Source organism: Sphingomonas colocasiae (assembly GCF_019880585.1).
Lineage (GTDB): Bacteria > Pseudomonadota > Alphaproteobacteria > Sphingomonadales > Sphingomonadaceae > Sphingobium_A > Sphingobium_A colocasiae.
Window position 1 is genome coordinate 105,095 of record NZ_JAINVV010000013.1, and the last position, 17,723, is coordinate 122,817.

The window sequence follows — 17,723 nt, forward strand, 5'->3', positions numbered from 1 at the left end:
CCAAAAAACCGATCACGCAACAGGGAGAAATCGAGTGAACCCCAATTTCAGGGCCCTTCTTCTGGCGTCCGCGCTCTCGGCCGTCGCGGCGACGGCGGCACAGGCGCAGGCCGCACCCGGCGCACCGCCGCAGGGTGAGGGCGATACCGCCCCGTCCGACGAGATCGTGGTGACGGGAACTCGCGTGCAGGGCCGATCCCGCCTGGATTCGGTGTCGCCGATCGACGTGCTGTCGGGCGCGGCGCTGCGCCAGCAGGGCACGACCGAAGTTGCCGAAGCGCTGGCGTCGATCACACCTTCGATCGACTTTCCTCGTGCATCGGCGGTCGATGGCACCGATTCGATCCGTCCGGCCACGCTGCGCGGTCTTTCGCCCGATCAGACACTGGTGCTGGTCAATGGCGTGCGCGGCCATGCCTCGGCACTGGTCAACGTCAACGGATCGGTCGGACGCGGATCGGCGGCGGTCGATCTCAACACCATCCCCGGCGTCGCACTCGAACGCATCGAAGTGCTGCGCGACGGCGCATCCGCGCAATATGGATCTGACGCCATTGCCGGGGTGATCAATCTCCGCCTGCGCCAAGCGCGCGAAGGCGGCGGCGCCACGCTGAGCTACGGCCAGTACCGCAGCGATGTGAAGACCGCGCTCGCTTCGCGCACCGCGCATGACGGAGAGACCTGGAGCGCATCGGCCTGGCAGGGCATCGCGCTGGGAGCGGAAGGCTATCTGACGCTGTCGGGCGAATATCTCCATCGCAACCCGACGAGCCGCGGCGACCTGGACACCCGCGCGACGCCCGCGCGCGTCCGCTCGCGCTTCGGCGATCCGGCGGTGGAGCAATATACGCTCTATGCCAATGCCGGGCTGCCCGTAGGCGACGGCTGGGAGCTATACGGCTGGGGCGGCTATCAGCATCGCGACAGCACCAGCGCGGCCTTTCCGCGCGTGCCGAGCAACGTCAACAACGTCGCGGCGCTTTATCCCGACGGCTTCCTGCCGCTGATCAACGTCCGCTCCAGGGATCTGACGCTGGCGACGGGGCTGCGCGGCGAAGTGAGCGGATGGAAGACCGACATCAATCTCAGCTATGGCCGCAACCAGCTCGATTTCCGGACGCGCAACTCGCTCAACGCCACATATGGCGCCGCCTCACCCACCGATTTCGACGATGGTTCACTGATCTACGACCAGTTCGTCGCCGCGCTCGACGCCGCGCGCGAATATCCGTTCTCCGGTGGTGCGGTGAATGTGGCTGCGGGGCTGGAATATCGGCGCGAAGGCTATGAGATCCGCGCGGGCCAACCCGAATCCTACAATCGCGGCCCGTTGGGCGGCAACAGCGCGCTGACCGGCGGCGCCCAGGGATTCATCGGTTTCCAGCCTTCGAACGCGGTCGACAGGCACCGCAACAATGTCTCCGCCTATCTCGATCTCGAGGCGCGCTTCGACGGCGGCTTCACGATCGGCGGCGCGGTGCGCGGCGAACGCTATTCGGATTTCGGCGAGACCGCGACCGCCAAGCTTTCCGCGCGCTGGGACGCAGCCGACTGGTTCGCGCTGCGCGGCGCGATCTCATCCGGTTTCCGTGCACCGTCGCTCCAGCAAAGCTATTTCACCTCGACGGCATCGGTGGTCGTCGCCCCCAATATCCTCGAAACCGGCACCTATCCCGCGACGAGCACGATCGCGGCGGCGCTCGGCGGCCTGCCGCTCGAACCCGAAAAGTCGGTCAATTATTCGCTGGGCTTCGTGTTGCGCGCCGGGCGTTTCGAACTGACCGTCGACGGCTATCACATCCGCATCCGCGACCAATTGGCGCTTTCGGAGAATATCCAGGCGAGCTTCAGCCCGCAGGTTGCCACCATCCTCGCGCCATTCGGCGTCCAGGCCGCGCGCTTCTTCATCAACGGCATCACCAGCCGCACCCAGGGTGTCGATATCGTCGCGCGCTATCGCCAGCCGCTGGGGAGTAGCGCGCTCGATCTCTCGCTCGCCGCCAATTTCAACGATATCGACGTCACCCGCGTGCCGACATCCACCGCCACGCTCAACCCGTCCCCCACCCTCTTCGCGCGCAACCGCATCCTGACCATCGAGCAGGGCACGCCGCGCACCAAGATCGTGGGCAGCGCGGACTGGACGCTGGGCGATCTCGGCATCACCGCGCGCGCGGCCTATTATGGCGACGTGCTCCAGCCCGGCACCGTCGCCGCGTCGGACATCCATACCGGCAAGGCGACACTGGTGGATCTGGAGGCGCGCTACACGCTGGCCGATCGCATCACCTTCGCCATCGGCGCGGACAATCTGTTCGACGTCTATCCGGACAAGGTGCCGACCGCGCTCAACAGCACGGGCGTGACAGCTTTCCCCTATTATTCGCCCTTCGGCTTCAACGGCCGCTATCTCTACGCACGGGTGGGCGTGCGTTGGTAGGGGATCAACGGGTGGCCCTGCACGGGCCACCCGCCCCGTCCCGACAGGACATGTAAGCCCACATCGCGGGTGGGCGGCGACCCACCCCGCCCCACACGTTTTTGCGCCGATCCCACACGGACGAGTCTTTGCGCTCGTCCGCGCCGTGGCCCAGCACGGCCGGGCGTCCGGCTCGAGGCGCGAGGCGATTGGGAGCGGGATCCGAATGCGTATCGGTATCGATGTTGGCGGAACGAATACCGATGCGGTGGCGCTTGTCGACGGCGGCATCGCCGCCTGGGCGAAGGTGCCGACCAGCGCCGATATCCGATCCGGCATCATCGACGCGATCCGCGCGCTGATCGATCAGGGCGTCGATGTCGCGACGCAAACCGAATGCGTCATCATCGGCACCACCCAGTTCACCAATGCCTTTGTCGAACGGCGCGGCCTGTTGCCGGTGGGGGTGCTGCGGCTGGCGCTGCCGGCGACCGCGGCGCTGCCGCCGCTCGCCCAATGGCCGGCGGATCTGCGCGACACCATCGGCGACGCCACCTTCATGGTGCGCGGCGGCTATCAGTTCGACGGGCGGATCAACAGCGCGCTCGACGAGGCGGGCATCGCCGACGCCGCGCACGCCATGGCCGAACGCGGCATCACCGCCGTCGCGATCTCCGGCCTGTTCTCCCCCGTCAATCACGCGATGGAGCTGCGCGCCGCCGACATCGTCCGCGCGCGCATTCCCGAAGCGCGGATCACACTGTCGCACCGGATCGGCCGGCCCGGCCTGCTCGAACGCGAGAATGCGGCGGTGATGAACGCCAGCCTCGCCGATCTCGCTTCGGTGGTCGTCCGCTCCTTCCGTGCCGCGCTGGCGGCGCTGCGCATCGACGCCCCCTTCTTCATCACCCAGAATGACGGCACGTTGATGAGTGCCGACGTGGTCGAGGCCTATCCGGTGCTCACCTTCGCATCGGGGCCCACCAACAGCATGCGCGGCGCGGCTTTCCTGTCGGGCCTGGGCGACTGCCTCGTCGCCGATATCGGCGGCACAACCACCGATATCGGGGTGCTCGTCAACGGCTATCCCCGCGAATCCACCGTTCCCGTCGATATCGGCGGCGTGCGCACCAATTTCCGTATGCCCGATATATTGGCGCTGGGCCTGGGCGGCGGCAGCATCGTCGATGCCGAGGATCCAGCCTCGATCGGCCCCGCCTCGGTCGGCCATCGCCTGACCCGCGAGGCGCGCGTCTTCGGTGGAGACACTTTGACCGCCACCGACATCGCGGTCGCGGCGGGCACGGCGCAGATCGGCGACGCCACGCGCCTGAACGAGCTGACGCCGGCACAAATCGCGACCGCGAACGATCGCCTGCACGCCATCGTCGAGGACGGAATCGACCGGCTGAAGACGCAGGCGGGGGCGGCGCAGCTCGTTCTGGTCGGCGGCGGATCGGTTTTGATCGGCCGGCCGCTCGACGGCATTTCAGAGGTGATCCGTCCCGGGCTCGCATCGGTCGCCAACGCGATCGGCGCCGCGATCGCGCAGGTCGGCGGCGAGACCGACCATATCTATCGCTACGAGGATATCGGGCGCGATGCGGCGCTGACCGATGCGCGCGACCGCGCGTCGGCCGCCGCGATCGCCGCCGGGGCGGACGCCGCGACGATCGCCATCATCGATCAGGAGGAATTGCCGCTCGCCTATGTGCCGGGCGGCGCCGTCCGCGTGCGCGTGAAGGCCGTGGGCGCCCTCTGCACCGTCGAAACCGGGAACCGAAACAGCAGGAACATCGGCCGTGACAGGCAAATGCCGCGCGCGCCGTCGTCAACGAACACGTTAGAAGGGGAAATCGAATGTCCAGACCTCACCTCATATTGATCCTGTCGGCCTCGGTCGCGTCGCTGGTCGCCGCGCATGGCCCGGCGCTTGCCCAGGAGGCGAGCGACGAGACCGAAGCATCCACCGATATCGTCGTCACCGCCCGCAAGCGCGAGGAGCGGCTGCAGGAAGTGCCGGAATCGGTGAGCGTGCTGACCGGCGCGCAGATCGATCGCGGCAACATCAACAATCTGAAGGATTTCGTCGCGCTGACGCCGAACATTATCGCGCGATCGACCTTCCGATCGAACGAGACCTTCATCACGCTGCGCGGCATCGCCAGCGCACAGGGCGCGCTGCCCCCCGTCAGCATCATCGTCGACGGCGTGCAGCTCGGCTCCAACGACTTCATCAACCAGGATCTGCTCGACCTCGAGCGTATCGAAGTGCTGCGCGGGCCGCAGGGCGCGCTTTACGGCCAGGGCGCGATCGCCGGCGCGATCAACATCGTGACGCGCAATCCGACCAATGATTTCGAAGGGTTCGTCAAGGGCACCTATGGTCGCGGCAACAGCTATCGCCTGTCTGGCGCGGTGTCCGGCCCGATCATCGCGGACAGCCTGTTCTTCCGCCTCTCCGCCTATCATCGCGGCACCGACGGCCTGATCAAGAATGCGGCGGGCGTCCGCATCGACGGCGGCAAGCAGAGCTCGGTGCGCGGGCAATTGAGCCTCGACGCCGATCCGCTGACGATCAAGCTGCGCGGATCATGGACCGACGGCGACGGCGGCTGCTGCATCCAGGACAAGGCGCCGCGCGACGCGGCAGGCAATCTGATCGACCTGGACGACGTGACCAATCCCGGCGCCAAGAGCAACATCCTGGGCCGCGAGAAGACGCGCTTCCGCGACGCATCGGCCCGCATCGATTATGATTTCGGGCCGCTGACGCTGACCTCGATCACCGGCTGGGCCGATGTCCGGCAAAAGGTGTTCGGCGATTTCGACTATACCGCCGCCGCGCTCACCGCGCAGGATCTCGTCTACAGCACCAATGTGGTCAACCAGGATATCCGCCTGGCATCGAACGGCGACGGCGCCTTCTCGTGGATCGTCGGCGGCTTCTACCAGAAGCGCAAGGAAACGCTGCGGCTGCGCGTCGGCGCCGAGATTCCGGGCGGACTGACGCCCACGATCATCGACCAGGATATCCACAAGACCAGCAAGTCGACGGCGGTCTATGGCCAGCTTTCGTACAAGATCACGCCCGAACTCGAACTGCTCGGTGCGCTGCGCTATGACGACGACAAGGAAGACAATGTCGACCGCAATCGTCCCGCGACGACGCAGGCCAAGGCGAAGTTCCACGCGCTCCAGCCCAAGGCGCAGCTTTCCTACAAATGGACGCCGGACATCATGGTCTATGCGACCTATTCGGAAGGGTTCCGTGCCGGCGGCTTCTCCCAGACCTCGCTGTTCGACAATGAGAAGACGCGCAATTACGAAGCCGGCTTCAAGAGCCAGTTCGCCGATGGCCGGGTGACGCTCAACGGCTCGGTCTTCCACATCGATTATCAGAACCAGCTTCTGTCCTATGTGGTGAACACCAACACTGCCGCGATCCGGCGGACGATCAACATCCCCAAGACCGCGATCGACGGCTTCGAGCTGGAAGTGAACGCGCGCCCGAGCCGGAGCCTGACCGCGAGCTTCAGCGTCGGCTTCACCGACAGCGTGGTGAAGAAGGTCGCTCCCGATCCCGTCATCCCGACGGCGGGCGCGGTCGGCAAGAAATCGCCGCTTGTCGCCCCCTTCACCGTCGGCGCGTCGGCGACGCACCGCACGCCGCTGACCGACACGCTCGATTTCGTCGCCTATGGCGCCGTCCAGCATCGCGGCGGCTATTATTTCGACCTGACCAACACGATCCACACCGGCACCAAGACCTTCGTCGACGCCAATCTGTCGATCGAAACCTCGGTGTGGAGCATCGGGCTCTACGGCAAGAACCTGACCAACGCCCGCTTCGCCGAGAATATGTCGATCACCGGCGCGGATCTGCGCGTGCCCAACCAGCCGCGCAGCTATGGCGTGGAAGCGCGGTACCGCTTCTAGGGCCGATCGACATTCAGCCCATACCGGCCTGCAAATGGCGGTTTGCCGCGCTTCCGGTGCTCACGTACCTTAAGTACGCTGCGCTCCGGGTCACGAAAAACCACCATTTTCGACTCGGTCTGAACTGAATGTCGACCGACCCTAAGGTTGGGCACCCTCTTGTCATTCCCGCATGCGCGGGAATGACAAGAGGGGACTGGATAACGCCTCAAGCTCCGGACAGGAGACCTCGAATGCTCCCCCAGAATGGCGACGATTTCTCGCAGACGCCGGTGCCTGAATCGGCGACGGTCAGCGGCTGGCGGATCGCGCTCACCAAGCTCGGCGCGGTCGTGGCGCTGCCCGGCTTCGTCGCGGGCGCCCAGATCGGCTTCACCTATGGCGTGGCGCGCGGGCTGATCGCCATCGCCATCGGCGGCCTCGTGCTGACCGCGATCGCGATCGCGACCAGCATGGTGGCGGTGCGCACCCGCCTCACCGCCTCGCTGCTGATCCAGCGCACCTTCGGCACGATCGGCAGCCGGTTCGTCAACGGCGTGCTCGCCACGATCCTGCTCGGCTGGTTCGGCGTCACCGCGCAGTTGTTCGGCGCCAGCCTCGCGCAGATGGTGACCGAACTCGCCGGCTATCACGTGCCGGCATGGCCGCTGATCATCGGCGGCGGCATCTTGATGGTGACGACCGCCCTGTTCGGCTTTCGCGGATTGCAGCGGCTGGCCGACGTCACCATTCCCGCGCTGCTGATCGTGCTGGTCGTCGCGACCTGGCGCGCGCTCGGCGACGTATCGGCGGACGATCTGCTCGCGGTGCCGGCCGGCGCACCGCCGCTCGGCACCGCGATCTCGGCGATCGTCGGCAGCCTCGCGACCGGCGTGGTCGTCTTTCCCGATCTCGCGCGCTTCGCCCGCCGCCGCCGCGATGCCGCCGTGGCGGCATTCCTCACCTTCGCGCTGGGCATGCCATCGGTGCTGGTGCTGGCGGCGATCCCGAGCACCGCGACGCATCAGCACGACCTGATCGCGATCCTGACCATCCTGGGCATGGGCGTTCCCGCCTTCGTGATCCTTGTGCTCAAGGCCTGGGCGAGCAATTCGGGCAATCTCTATTCGGCGTCGCTGGGGCTGCGCACCGTCTTTCCCGGTTTCGGCCGGTCGACCATCGCCTGTGTCGGCGGCAGCGTCGGCGTCGCCTTCGCCCTGTTCGGGATCAGCGACCATTTCCTGCCGCTGCTGATGCTGCTGGGCATCACCATCCCCGCGCTTGCCGGCATCTATATCGCCGATTTCCTGACTCTGGGCGATCGCGTGCCCGCCGCCCGCCGCTTCCACTGGCGCGCCTTCCTCTCCTGGGCCGCCGGCATCGCGGTCGCCACGCTCACCGCGCGCGGCGTCATCCATCTGAGCGGCGTCGCCGCGCTCGATTCCATCGCCACCAGCTTCCTCGTCCAGGCCGCATTGATGCGCGCCATGGCCGCCCCCACCGACCCATCCCTGAAAGTATCGCATGGCACAGAATGACATCCGCCTCGAAGACCTGCCCGATCTCGCGCGCGGCGCGGCGCTGCTCGGCGCCGGTGGTGGCGGCGATCCCTATATCGGCCGGCTGATCGCGGAACAGGCCTTCGCCGAATATGGCGCCCCCACGATCCTCTCCCCCGTGGCGGTGCCCGACGACATGCTGATCTGCGCGGTGGCGGCGCTGGGCGCCACCAACATCCAGATGGAAAAGCTGATCGCGGGCAACGAACTGCCCCATGCCGTCCATGTCCTCGAACGCTATCTCGGAAAACGCGTCGGCGCTCTGATCCCGGCCGAGATCGGCGGCAGCAATTCGCTGCTGCCGCTGATGCTGGGCGCACGGCAGGCCCTGCCCGTGATCGACGCGGACGGCATGGGCCGCGCCTTTCCCGAGCTGCAGATGAACAGCTTCAGCATCAACGGCGTCCGCGCCGGGCCGCTGGTGGTGGTCGACGAGCATCTCAACACCGCGATCATCGATACGCCCGACGACACGACGGCCGAGGCGATGACGCGCGCGCTGGCGATCCAGATGGGGCTGCGCGTCTATCTCAGCTGCTTTCCGATGACGGGCAAGCAGATGCGCGAAACCGCGATCCATGGCACGCTGTCCGCCGCGCTCGCGATCGGCCGCGCGCTGGGCAACGGCAACGGCGCGGTCTCGCCGGTCGATCATCTGGTCGACGTGCTGCGCGATATCCCGACCTATGGCCATGCCCGCGCGCTGTTCGACGGCAAGATCGTCGATGTCGACCGGCGCACGGCGCGCGGCTTCTCGGTCGGTTCGTGCCGGCTCGACGCGATCGGCGGTGGGGGCGGCAATGGGGGCAGTCAGGCGGTGATCAGCTTCCAGAACGAAAATCTGTCGTGCGACATCGACGGCCGGATCGTCGCGGTCACGCCCGACCTGATCTGCATCGTCGATCGCGAGACCGCAGAGCCGATCCCGACGCCGCAGCTCAAATATGGCCAGCGCGTGCGCGTCGTCGGCATTCGCGCGCCGGAGCGGATGCGCACGCCCCAGGCGCTCGCCGCCTTCGGCCCCGCCGCCTTCGGTATCGATGCAACCTATACGCCGCTGACATGCGCGTAACCGCGCGCATGGCGGCCGAACAGCCGACCGCGCCGATCGAGACCGCGATCGACGGAGACCGCATCTACTGGACCGAAGCGCAGCCGGCGCGTGGCGGATCGGCGACGGTGCGCTGCTGGCATGAGGGCCGCGTCGCTACGCCGATCGCGGGCAGACATGACGTGCGATCACGCGTCCATGGCTATGGCGGCGGCGCGATCGCGGCCGCCAACGGCTTTCTGTATTTCACCGATCGGATCGACGGACGGCTGCACCGCCAGGATGCGCAGGGCAAGCGCCAGGCCCTGACGCGGAGCGACCCCGCGCTGCCGCGCCACCATGCCGATATCGTACCGGACGCTGCACGATCGCGGATCATCTGCGTCGAGGAATCGCATCGTCCCGACGGCCGTGTCCGCAACCATCTGATTGCCATTGCCGATGACGGATCGGGGCAGATCACGCTGCTGGCCGACGCGTTCGATTTCGTCGCGGCACCGCGCATCGATCCCACCGGCACCCGCATCGCCTGGATCGGCTGGTTCCTGCCGCAGATGCCGTGGGACAGCACCGAATTATGGGTGGCGGACCTGACGGGCACCGGGATCGCCAATGCCCGCTGCGTGGCGCGCGGCGCGTCGATCGTCGATCCGCAATGGACGCCCGATGGGCGGCTGCTCCATTTGTCCGACGCGCCGGGATATTGGACGCTCCATGTCTGGGACGGAACAGCCTGTCGGCTGGTCGCGCAGACCGAAGACCTCAGCGCGCCGCAGCTCCGCCTCAATTTTCCGCGCTATGCGCAGCTCGACGACGGCATTGTCGTCGCCGCCGAAACCCGGTCCGCCCGCACCCGGCTGATCGCGATCGACCTCGCATCGGGCGCGGTCACGCCGATCCCCCTGCCCTTCACCGATATCCAGTCGGTCCGCCGGATCGACGGCACACGCATCTGCCTGGTCGGCTTGGCCGAAGACCAGCCGCCCGCCATCGCGCAGCTCGAGCCCGCGACCGGACGGCTGATCATCCTGCATCGCGGCGCCATGCCCGCGATCTGCGTTGTCCAGCCCGAGGATGTGTCGATTCCGGCCGATGACGGTGCCACGATCCAGGCCTTCCACTATCGATCGCGCACGGCCCCCTCCCCGCCGCCGATGATCGTGATGGCGCATGGCGGACCGATCAATCAGGCGAGCGCGGCCCTGTCGCTGACGATCCAGTTCTGGCTGGAAAGCGGCTTTTCCTGCCTCGACGTCAATTATCGCGGCAGCAGCGGGTTCGGCCGCGCCTATCGCGACACGCTGCGCGGCGGCTGGGGCGAGATCGACTGGCGCGATATGGTGCGCGCGGCGGATCATGCGGTCGCCATGGGCTGGGCCGATCCCGCCCGGCTGATCGTCCGTGGTGGCAGCGCGGGCGGCTTCACCACATTATGCGCATTGGCGCGATCGGACCGGTTCGCGGCGGGCGGCAGCCATTTCGGCATCTCCGATCCGGCGGCGCTGCTTCACGAGACGCACAAGTTCGAAAGCGGTTATCTCGAGACGCTGATCGGGCCATGGCCCGATGCCGAGGCACTTTATCGCGCGCGTGCGCCGATCGAACACGCCGACGCGATCAGCGCGCCGCTGATCCTGTTCCAGGGCCTGGAGGACCGCATCGTCCCGCCCGACCAGACCCGGCGGATGGCCGCCAGCCTGTCCGGACGCGGCATCGCCTGCGAAGCCCATTATTATCCCGGGCAAGGCCATGGCTTCGACGATCTGGACGTGAAGATCGCCGCGCTGGAAGCCGAGCGCGCCTTTTATTGCAGGGTGTTCTCGATCGGCTGAAACAGCGCCTGCGCCTGCACGATCGCCTGTGTGCGGCTGTTGACGCCCAGCTTGCCATAGATGTTCTTGAGATGGAATTTGACCGTATTCTCGGTGAGGTCCAGCGAACGCGCGATCCGCTTGGCGGAAAGCCCGTTCCGGAGCTGCGAGAGCACATCGCCTTCGCGCGGCGTCAGCAGCGGCGCGGCCTCCGGCGCCTCGGCCGGGGTCAGCAGCGACAGCAGATGCGCCGCCATGCCGCTGTCGGCGGCGCGGCCGATATGCGCACCGAGCAGCGCGGCAAGCGCGTCGCCCTCCTCCAGAAAGGCGCGGACATGCCCGCTCTGGCCAGCCAGGCTCATCGCCTCGAACAGATGATGGTCCGCCGCTGCCGCATCGCCCATGCGTTCGCGCGCGATCGCGCCAAGCAGATGGAGGTGGATGCGCGGACGCGACAATTTCATGCGCGCGAAATCGCGCAGCGGTTGCTCGATCAATCCGGCCACCCGATCGGGCTCGCCGCGCGCCAGCGCAAGCCCGGCAAAGGCGACAAGCACGGCTTCGCGCTCTCGCCACAGCATCTCGCCGGCATCGTCCTTCAGATACGCGGCGGGCGAAAGGTCCGTGACCTCCGCGATCTCCGCCGCCTCCTCGGCCCGACCGGCGCGCGCGAGGCAGGCCATGCGCTGCGCCGTCAGAAAGGGATGGAGCCCGGTCAGGCCGCGCGCATCGCAGATCCGTTCCGCCGCCGCCAGCCGATCGAGCGCGGCATCGACACCGCCCTCAGCCATGGCGATCGCGGCGCCGACGCCATGGACGATGGCGTGGACGGCGTGCCAGCCCTCCATCGCCGGCAGGCGGCGCAAGACGCCCTGAAGGCGCTTTTCGGCGAGCCCGAACCGCCCGGCATCGCAGGCGATCTCCGCCCGGCCGATCGCGACCAGCAACGGCTTGTCGCCGTCATCGGGAAAATGGCGGCGCGCCAACGCCTGGGCGCGATCGAACGACACATCGGCGGCCGCGCTGTTGCCCATGGCGAACTGGGCGGCGGCGCGGTGAAGTTCGACGAAGAAACTGCCATGCGGCAGCGCCGCCCGCGCATAATGGACCTGCGCGTCGCTGGCATGGCGGTCGGCGCGCTCGGGATGGCCGCGCTGCTGGCAGGACAGGCTCATCAGCGTCTTCACATTGCCCAGCACCATATCGTCGGCGTCGCCCACCTCCTCCATCCGGCGCGCATAGATCGACAGATATTCGTCGCCCGAAGGTTTGCACTGGTTGAACAACAGGGTGGATTCGACGAGCAGGAGATCGAACTGGACATCGGCGTCGGCGCATCCGGCAAGCCCGTCGTGCGCGGCACGGAACAGCCGTTCGGCCTCGCCCAGTTCGCCGCGCTTGATAAGGACGAGCGCGCGCAGCAGCTTCAGGCGCGGCGCGGTCTGGAGAAGCGCGTCGTCGAGCAATCCGTCGATCGCCTCCAGCCGCGCCTTGCCTTGCCGGATCCAGATCCGCGTCGCGCCGGCGGCGAAGATGTAGCGCGCGACGCGCTCCGCATCGCCGGCAAGGCGGGCGTGGCGCACCGAACGGATCAGATGGCCCGCACGGTCATGCCAGTCCGCCAGCCGCGCATGCGCCTGCCATTGTTCGGCGGGCGGGCGGGCGTCGAAACCGTCACGGAGAAGCTGGCGCAGGATCGGATGCAGTCGCCAGCCACCGGCCACGCCATCCCGGATCAGAAAAGCGTCGAAGCCGTCGAGCCGCATCAGCGCATGCCACAGCGCCGCCCCCGCCGGATGGACGAAAGCGGCGGCTTCTTCACCGATGATGTCGAGCGGTGAGAGCGCGATCAGCAGATCCCGGATCGCGGGCGGCACCGCGTCGAGGATCTGTTCGGAGAGATAATCGCCCGCCATGCCGCGCACCGCATCGAAGCTGGCGATCAGCGCGTCGCGATCGGCGACTTGCCGCCATACGCCGTGCAGCAATTGCACGATCGCCGGCCAGCCCAGGCTGTGCGCCAGGATCGCGGTTGCATCCTGGCGGGAAAGCCCCGTGCCGAAGATCTCGACGATATCGTGCAGGCCGAATTGCAGCTCGGCCGCGCCGATCTCGCCGACCAGCCCCTGAACGCGGAGCGCGGCGATCGGGATATCGGGGCGCAGGCGGCCGCCAAGCGCGAGCAGCAGATTGTCGGGCGCCCAGCGCAGCAGCGGCGCGAGCACGTCGCGCAGTTCGGCCTCGCCCAGCCGATCGGCATCGTCGATGATCAGCACCACCGGTTCGCCGTGGCGCGCGATCGCATTGAGCAACTGCCGCAACCGCTGGCGGGCGCCCGCGCCATCGGCATGATCAGCCTGGACGAAGCCTGGCCCCGCATCCAGCCCGGCGCGGGCGAAGGCGTGCGCGAGATAGGCGACCAGCCTGCCGGGCGAGAGATCCTCATCATCCGCCGACAGCCAGGCCGCGCGCCGCCCCCTGGCCGAACACTGTTCGTGCCACTGGGTCAGCAGCACCGTCTTGCCATAGCCCGCCGCCCCGGTGACGAGGACAACGCGGCAATGCGCCATCGCGTCGAGCCTTTGCAGCAGGTCTCCGCGTTGAAGCGTGCCGGCGCGGACGAGCGGCGGCCGCAGCCGCGTCAGCAGCAGCGCGCCGCCGTCATCCTCCAGGCCCGCTTCAGCATGCATCGGCCGCCTGATCCCCGAAGGCGCGATAATCCTCGGCGATCCCGAAGGCGCGCGGGCCGAACACCGCCAGCCCCTCCGGCCTGCGCATCAAGGGAGCCGCGGCATAGCCGATGACATGGACGCGCTGGCCGTAGCGAAGCTGCTCGGCGGTCAGCGGTTCGGCGCTCTCCTGATCGAGGACGACGATGATGTCGGGCACCGAGATCACGGTCTCGCCATTACGGCGCGCGACCACGAACTCGTTCTGGATGCCGATCGTCATGCGATCACCGGCGCCGCCCTCGCTGTCGATCACGGCGGTGCCCCAGTGCCAGCCGTCGCGCGTTTCATGCGTGATATCGACGATCTTGCCGCTGAACAGCCGCGCCGCTGCCCGGTCCGCCGCGGGATCGTCGAGAAAGGCGATCAGCCTGTCCGTCGGGTCGCCGTCGCCCGATCGCGCGCCACGGATGGTGCGGCCGATGTCGCGCGTCGCGGTCAGCGTGCCCGGAATGGCGGAGGCGCGGATCTCGGCCCCGCTCATCGGATAGACCACGCTGTGGACAAGGCCGCCCAGCGACGAGGCGAAGCCCCGCGCCACGCGTTCCGCCACGCGATCGTCGTCCAGCGTGATATCGGCTTCGTTGCCGCGATCGTCGCGCAGCGCCGCCGGCGTGCTCCGGTGCCCGGCCACGCTGAAGCTGGTCATTTCCAGATGAGGAAAGGCCCGGCCCATGCCGTCGGCATCGATCACCGGCAGGCCCAGCCGCGCGCCCAGCCCCAGTGGCACCATCGAATTGCAGCCGCCGATCTCGACGCAGAAGATCGCATCGATCGCCCGCCCGTAAAGCCGCTCGGCCTGCGCGATCAGCGCGACCAGCGCATTCTCGCTCACAAGCTGCTCGACCAGCACGGTCGGCGCACCGATGCCCGCGACGCCGACGACAAAGGCATCGTCCGCCAGCGCATCGAGCGCGATGACGCGCGGATAGCGGCCCTGCTCGATCTGGTTGCGCACGAACAATTCGCCGACATAGGGATCGCCGCCGCCGCCCGCGCCCAGGAAGACCGCACCGCGCGCCATATCCTGCACATCCTGCGTGGTCCGTACCTCAAGCATGTTCGACCTCCCTGAGTGCGCCGACGGCGCGCGCGCGGACGCGGACGAGCCGGCCCTGCATATGGCCCAATGGCAATTCGACGAGTTCGACCAGTTCGATGCTGTCGTCCTCCGCCCCGGCGGATCGCGCCGCATCGCCGGCGATGCGCGTCGCATCGGCCAGCGCGTCCTCGCGCGCCATCACATCGAGATCGTAGATCCGGTCCGATCGTCCGCTGACCGTGGCGATCGCCGCGCCGATCGCGTTGGCGACCTCGGCGAAGGCCGGGCGGAGCGTGCCCGCGCTCCCCGCGAAATCGCGGGGGAACAGGATCGCCCCGCCGCCGACCAGGATCGTCGGGATCGGATTGCCGTTGACGCGCACCAGATCGATCGCCGCCTCCGCCCGCGCATGGATCGCCTCGATCGCCGCCCGCACATCATCATCGGCGAGATCAGCGACCAGGGCGGCATCGCCGATCGACGCCAGCCCCGCGCGCACGGCCAGGTCGGTCGTGGTCAGGGTCTCGCCGCCGAACACCAGCGCGTCGCTCGCCAGGCGGTGGCCCACCGATTGCGGGCCGATCTCCACCGCGTCGCCGTCGATCGCGACGATGCTGCCGCCGCCCAGCGGGATCGAGAGGATATCGGGCATGCGCATGTTCGTCCGCACGCCGCCGATCGCATTGGGCAGCGCCGTCTCGCGCGGGAAGCCGCGCAGCACATAGCCGATATCGGTGGTGGTGCCGCCGACATCGACGACGACGGCATCGTCGACCCCCGCCAGGAACGCCGCGCCCCGGATGCTGTTGGTGGGCCCGGCCGAACAGGTGAACACCGGATAGTTGGCGGCCGTCTCGGTGGTGATCAGCGTGCCGTCATTCTGGGTCAGATAGATGGGCACCGTGATACCGAGCCGCGCGAACGCATCAACCAGCGCATCGATCACGCGCCGCGACAACAGCGCCATCGACGCGTTCATGATCGCGGCATTCTCGCGATCGATCAAACCCATGCCGCCGACGCGCGCGGAACAGGTGACGTGCAGCCCCGGCGCCCCGCGCCGGAGCACCGCCGCGACCTCGTCCTCCAGATCGGGGCGCAGCGGCGAGAAGGTGGCGGTGAGCGCCGCCGCCGGGATCTCGCGTTCGCGGATCGCCGCCGCGATCGCGAGCACGGCCTGCTCGTCGACCTGGCCATGGGCATTGCCGGCATAGTCCGCGCCGCCCTCCAGCCAGAAGACATGCCGGCCGATCCGGCCAAGCAGATCCTCGGGGAAGCCGACCAGCGGCGGCACCCCGTCTCCGCAGGGCGCGCCGATGCGGATGGCGGCGACCGGGTTCAGGTCCTTGCGCTCGACAAAGGCGTTCACGAACTGGGTGGTTCCGATCATGACCCGGCCGATCTCGTCCGCGCCGCGCTTCGCGCTTTCCAGCAGGCGCGTCACCGACTGGATGACGCCCGATCCGATATCGCGCGTGGTGAAGCTCTTGTTCGACGCGACGACCTCTCGCCCGCGCATCAGCACGGCATCGGTGTTGGTTCCGCCGACATCGATCCCCAGCCGCAGCGTTCCCCGCGCCGGTCCGGTCATGATCATCTTCCCTCCCTTTCTTGTCCGTATTCAGCTCATCTCAGGCTAGCGCAGCGCGAAACCTCCATCCGAGAACAGCGTCGATCCGGTCATGAAGCCATTGCCGAGCAGGAACATCACGGTATCCGCGACCTCATCGACGCTGCCGACGCGGCCGAGCAGCGACAGATCGGCATAGGATGCGAAGGCGGCCTCGCGCAGCGGCGCGGGACGGCCGCGCCAGAGATCGCTGTCGATCGTGCCGGGCGAAACGACGTTCACGCGCACCGGCGCGAGTTCGACCGCGAGCGCGCGGCCGAGCGTCTCGATCGCGCCATTGCACGCGGCATAGGCGGCGGCCGCAGCCGGCGGGCGGGCGCTCGCGGCGCCCGACATCAGCACCACCGACGCATCGGCCGAGAATTTGGGCAAGGCCGCGCGGACCGCGCGATACTGGCCCCAGAATTTCGCCTCGAACGGGCTCCGCGCGGTCTCGTCATCGGCATCGCGGAACGAGGCCACGCGGTAGCTCGCGCCCGGCGTGAAAAGATGGTCGACCCGCTCCACGCCATCGAAGAAACGCGCGATCGATGCGGGATCGGCGGTATCGATCGGGGCGGCATCGGCGGCGGGGCCGAGCCGGGCGCACGCCGCATCAAGCCTGTCCTGCGATCGCCCGCCGATCAGCACGGTGGCGCCCGCCGCGACCGCACGCTCGGCGACGCGGAACCCGATGCCCGAACCGCCGCCGATCACGACCAGATGTCTGCCTGAGAATGTCATACCCGAAGCCTATGCGGCGCGGCCTTCATGACCTAACGCCAATATTTCATTTTTTTGATGACTTTCATTCATCAATATTGCGTCAGTACCCCACGACGCGCTTTTCGCGCGGGCTGCGATAGCTGTGGCGACTATGGGTGAGGCGCGCCTTGACCAGCGCCTCCGCCACGCACGCGGCGGCGGGGATCGGATCGATCACCGGCACGATCAGGCCACGCTCGGCCAGCGCCGCGGCGATGGCATCGGCGCAGCCGAAAAAGCCCGTGCAGCCCAACACGATCACCCCGGCATGATTGTCCTCCACGCAGCGCACGGCATTCTCGGTGAGCCGTTCGATCACCTCGGCCCGCCGCTCGGTCAGTTCGAGCACCGGCATGTCGACGACGCGGATCGCGGCGAGCTTGTCGGCGACGCCATAGACCCTGGCGAGATTGCCCAGCATCGGCCGCACGGCTTCCAGGATGGTAACGATCGCGAAGCGGTGCGCCAGCATCGCGGCCAGATGCATCGATGCCTCGCCCGGCCCCACCACCGGGATCGAGACGCGCTCGCGCGCCGCCTGCAATCCGGGATCGCCCATGCAATCGATCACGATGGCGTCGACGCCATCGGCCTCCGCCTCGACCGCGCGGCGCACCACATCGGGCGCGGCGATCACATGGTCATATTCACCCTCGATCGACGAAGGCCCGCGCTCGAGCGCGACATGGCTGAAGGTCAGGCCCGGACCGCCCAATCCGGCGATATCGTCGAGCGAGCGCAGCCCCTCGACGACCGAAGGGGTGATGATGCGGATATGGGTCATGGTCTCTCCTCGCCTGCCGGGAACACGGCCTTGCCG

11 protein-coding genes are annotated in these 17,723 nt (G+C 67.9%); 6 read left to right on the forward strand and 5 right to left on the reverse strand.

Annotated elements, in window-relative coordinates; translation table 11 throughout:
- Window positions 1–34: 34 nt before the first annotated feature.
- The 6 genes from K7G82_RS25815 (at window position 35) to K7G82_RS25840 (ending at window position 10,779) form a co-directional block, all read left to right on the forward strand.
- Window positions 35–2,440, forward strand: a complete 2,406-nt coding sequence (locus K7G82_RS25815; RefSeq protein WP_343228649.1) for a TonB-dependent receptor plug domain-containing protein — start codon at window positions 35–37, stop codon at window positions 2,438–2,440.
- Window positions 2,441–2,645: 205 nt separating this feature from the next.
- Complete coding sequence (locus K7G82_RS25820; RefSeq protein ID WP_222992851.1) at window positions 2,646–4,304, forward strand: hydantoinase/oxoprolinase N-terminal domain-containing protein; 1,659 nt, start codon at window positions 2,646–2,648, stop codon at window positions 4,302–4,304.
- A complete protein-coding gene (locus K7G82_RS25825) occupies window positions 4,280–6,358 on the forward strand; it encodes a TonB-dependent receptor (protein WP_222992852.1) in 2,079 nt (692 codons plus the stop codon). The genes K7G82_RS25820 and K7G82_RS25825 overlap by 25 nt, the downstream gene beginning before the upstream one ends.
- A gap of 233 nt (window positions 6,359–6,591) precedes the next feature.
- Window positions 6,592–7,875: a cytosine permease gene (locus tag K7G82_RS25830; protein WP_222992853.1), complete on the forward strand. Its 1,284-nt coding sequence runs from the start codon at window positions 6,592–6,594 to the stop codon at window positions 7,873–7,875.
- Window positions 7,862–8,968 (forward strand): S-methyl thiohydantoin desulfurase family protein, encoded by a 1,107-nt coding sequence (locus K7G82_RS25835; protein ID WP_222992854.1) that lies wholly within the window; start codon window positions 7,862–7,864, stop codon window positions 8,966–8,968. The genes K7G82_RS25830 and K7G82_RS25835 overlap by 14 nt, the downstream gene beginning before the upstream one ends.
- Complete coding sequence (locus K7G82_RS25840) at window positions 8,959–10,779, forward strand: S9 family peptidase (RefSeq protein WP_222992855.1); 1,821 nt, start codon at window positions 8,959–8,961, stop codon at window positions 10,777–10,779. The genes K7G82_RS25835 and K7G82_RS25840 overlap by 10 nt, the downstream gene beginning before the upstream one ends.
- Here K7G82_RS25840 and K7G82_RS25845 read toward each other — a convergent pair.
- The 5 genes from K7G82_RS25845 to K7G82_RS25865 all read right to left on the reverse strand — a co-directional run bounded on the left by K7G82_RS25845 (window position 10,752) and on the right by K7G82_RS25865 (window position 17,687).
- The gene (locus K7G82_RS25845) at window positions 10,752–13,448 is read right to left on the reverse strand and encodes a LuxR C-terminal-related transcriptional regulator (RefSeq protein WP_222992856.1); all 2,697 of its coding nucleotides are present in this window, start codon (window positions 13,446–13,448) and stop codon (window positions 10,752–10,754) included. The two genes, K7G82_RS25840 and K7G82_RS25845, sit on opposite strands and share 28 nt — an antisense overlap.
- Window positions 13,438–14,547 (reverse strand): S-methyl thiohydantoin desulfurase family protein, encoded by a 1,110-nt coding sequence (locus K7G82_RS25850; RefSeq protein ID WP_222992857.1) that lies wholly within the window; start codon window positions 14,545–14,547, stop codon window positions 13,438–13,440. The genes K7G82_RS25845 and K7G82_RS25850 overlap by 11 nt, the downstream gene beginning before the upstream one ends.
- A complete protein-coding gene (locus K7G82_RS25855; RefSeq protein ID WP_222992858.1) occupies window positions 14,540–16,120 on the reverse strand; it encodes a hydantoinase/oxoprolinase N-terminal domain-containing protein in 1,581 nt (526 codons plus the stop codon). Before K7G82_RS25855 ends, K7G82_RS25850 begins: the two co-directional genes overlap by 8 nt.
- A gap of 45 nt (window positions 16,121–16,165) precedes the next feature.
- Window positions 16,166–16,882 (reverse strand): SDR family oxidoreductase, encoded by a 717-nt coding sequence (locus tag K7G82_RS25860; RefSeq protein WP_222992859.1) that lies wholly within the window; start codon window positions 16,880–16,882, stop codon window positions 16,166–16,168.
- Between the two features lie 82 nt (window positions 16,883–16,964).
- A complete protein-coding gene (locus K7G82_RS25865; RefSeq protein ID WP_222992860.1) occupies window positions 16,965–17,687 on the reverse strand; it encodes an aspartate/glutamate racemase family protein in 723 nt (240 codons plus the stop codon).
- Window positions 17,688–17,723: the final 36 nt, after the last annotated feature.

What these genes read in the sequence shown, in the direction of transcription:
- K7G82_RS25835 (WP_222992854.1), top strand. Translation starts at nt 7,862, where the DNA reads ATGGCACAGAATGACATCCGCCTCGAAGACCTGCCCGATCTCGCGCGC.
- K7G82_RS25845 (WP_222992856.1), bottom strand. Translation starts at nt 13,448, where the DNA reads ATGCATGCTGAAGCGGGCCTGGAGGATGACGGCGGCGCGCTGCTGCTG.
- K7G82_RS25855 (WP_222992858.1), bottom strand. Translation starts at nt 16,120, where the DNA reads ATGACCGGACCGGCGCGGGGAACGCTGCGGCTGGGGATCGATGTCGGC.
- K7G82_RS25820 (WP_222992851.1), top strand. Translation starts at nt 2,646, where the DNA reads ATGCGTATCGGTATCGATGTTGGCGGAACGAATACCGATGCGGTGGCG.
- K7G82_RS25840 (WP_222992855.1), top strand. Translation starts at nt 8,959, where the DNA reads ATGCGCGTAACCGCGCGCATGGCGGCCGAACAGCCGACCGCGCCGATC.
- K7G82_RS25860 (WP_222992859.1), bottom strand. Translation starts at nt 16,882, where the DNA reads ATGACATTCTCAGGCAGACATCTGGTCGTGATCGGCGGCGGTTCGGGC.
- K7G82_RS25850 (WP_222992857.1), bottom strand. Translation starts at nt 14,547, where the DNA reads ATGCTTGAGGTACGGACCACGCAGGATGTGCAGGATATGGCGCGCGGT.
- K7G82_RS25830 (WP_222992853.1), top strand. Translation starts at nt 6,592, where the DNA reads ATGCTCCCCCAGAATGGCGACGATTTCTCGCAGACGCCGGTGCCTGAA.
- K7G82_RS25825 (WP_222992852.1), top strand. Translation starts at nt 4,280, where the DNA reads ATGTCCAGACCTCACCTCATATTGATCCTGTCGGCCTCGGTCGCGTCG.
- K7G82_RS25865 (WP_222992860.1), bottom strand. Translation starts at nt 17,687, where the DNA reads ATGACCCATATCCGCATCATCACCCCTTCGGTCGTCGAGGGGCTGCGC.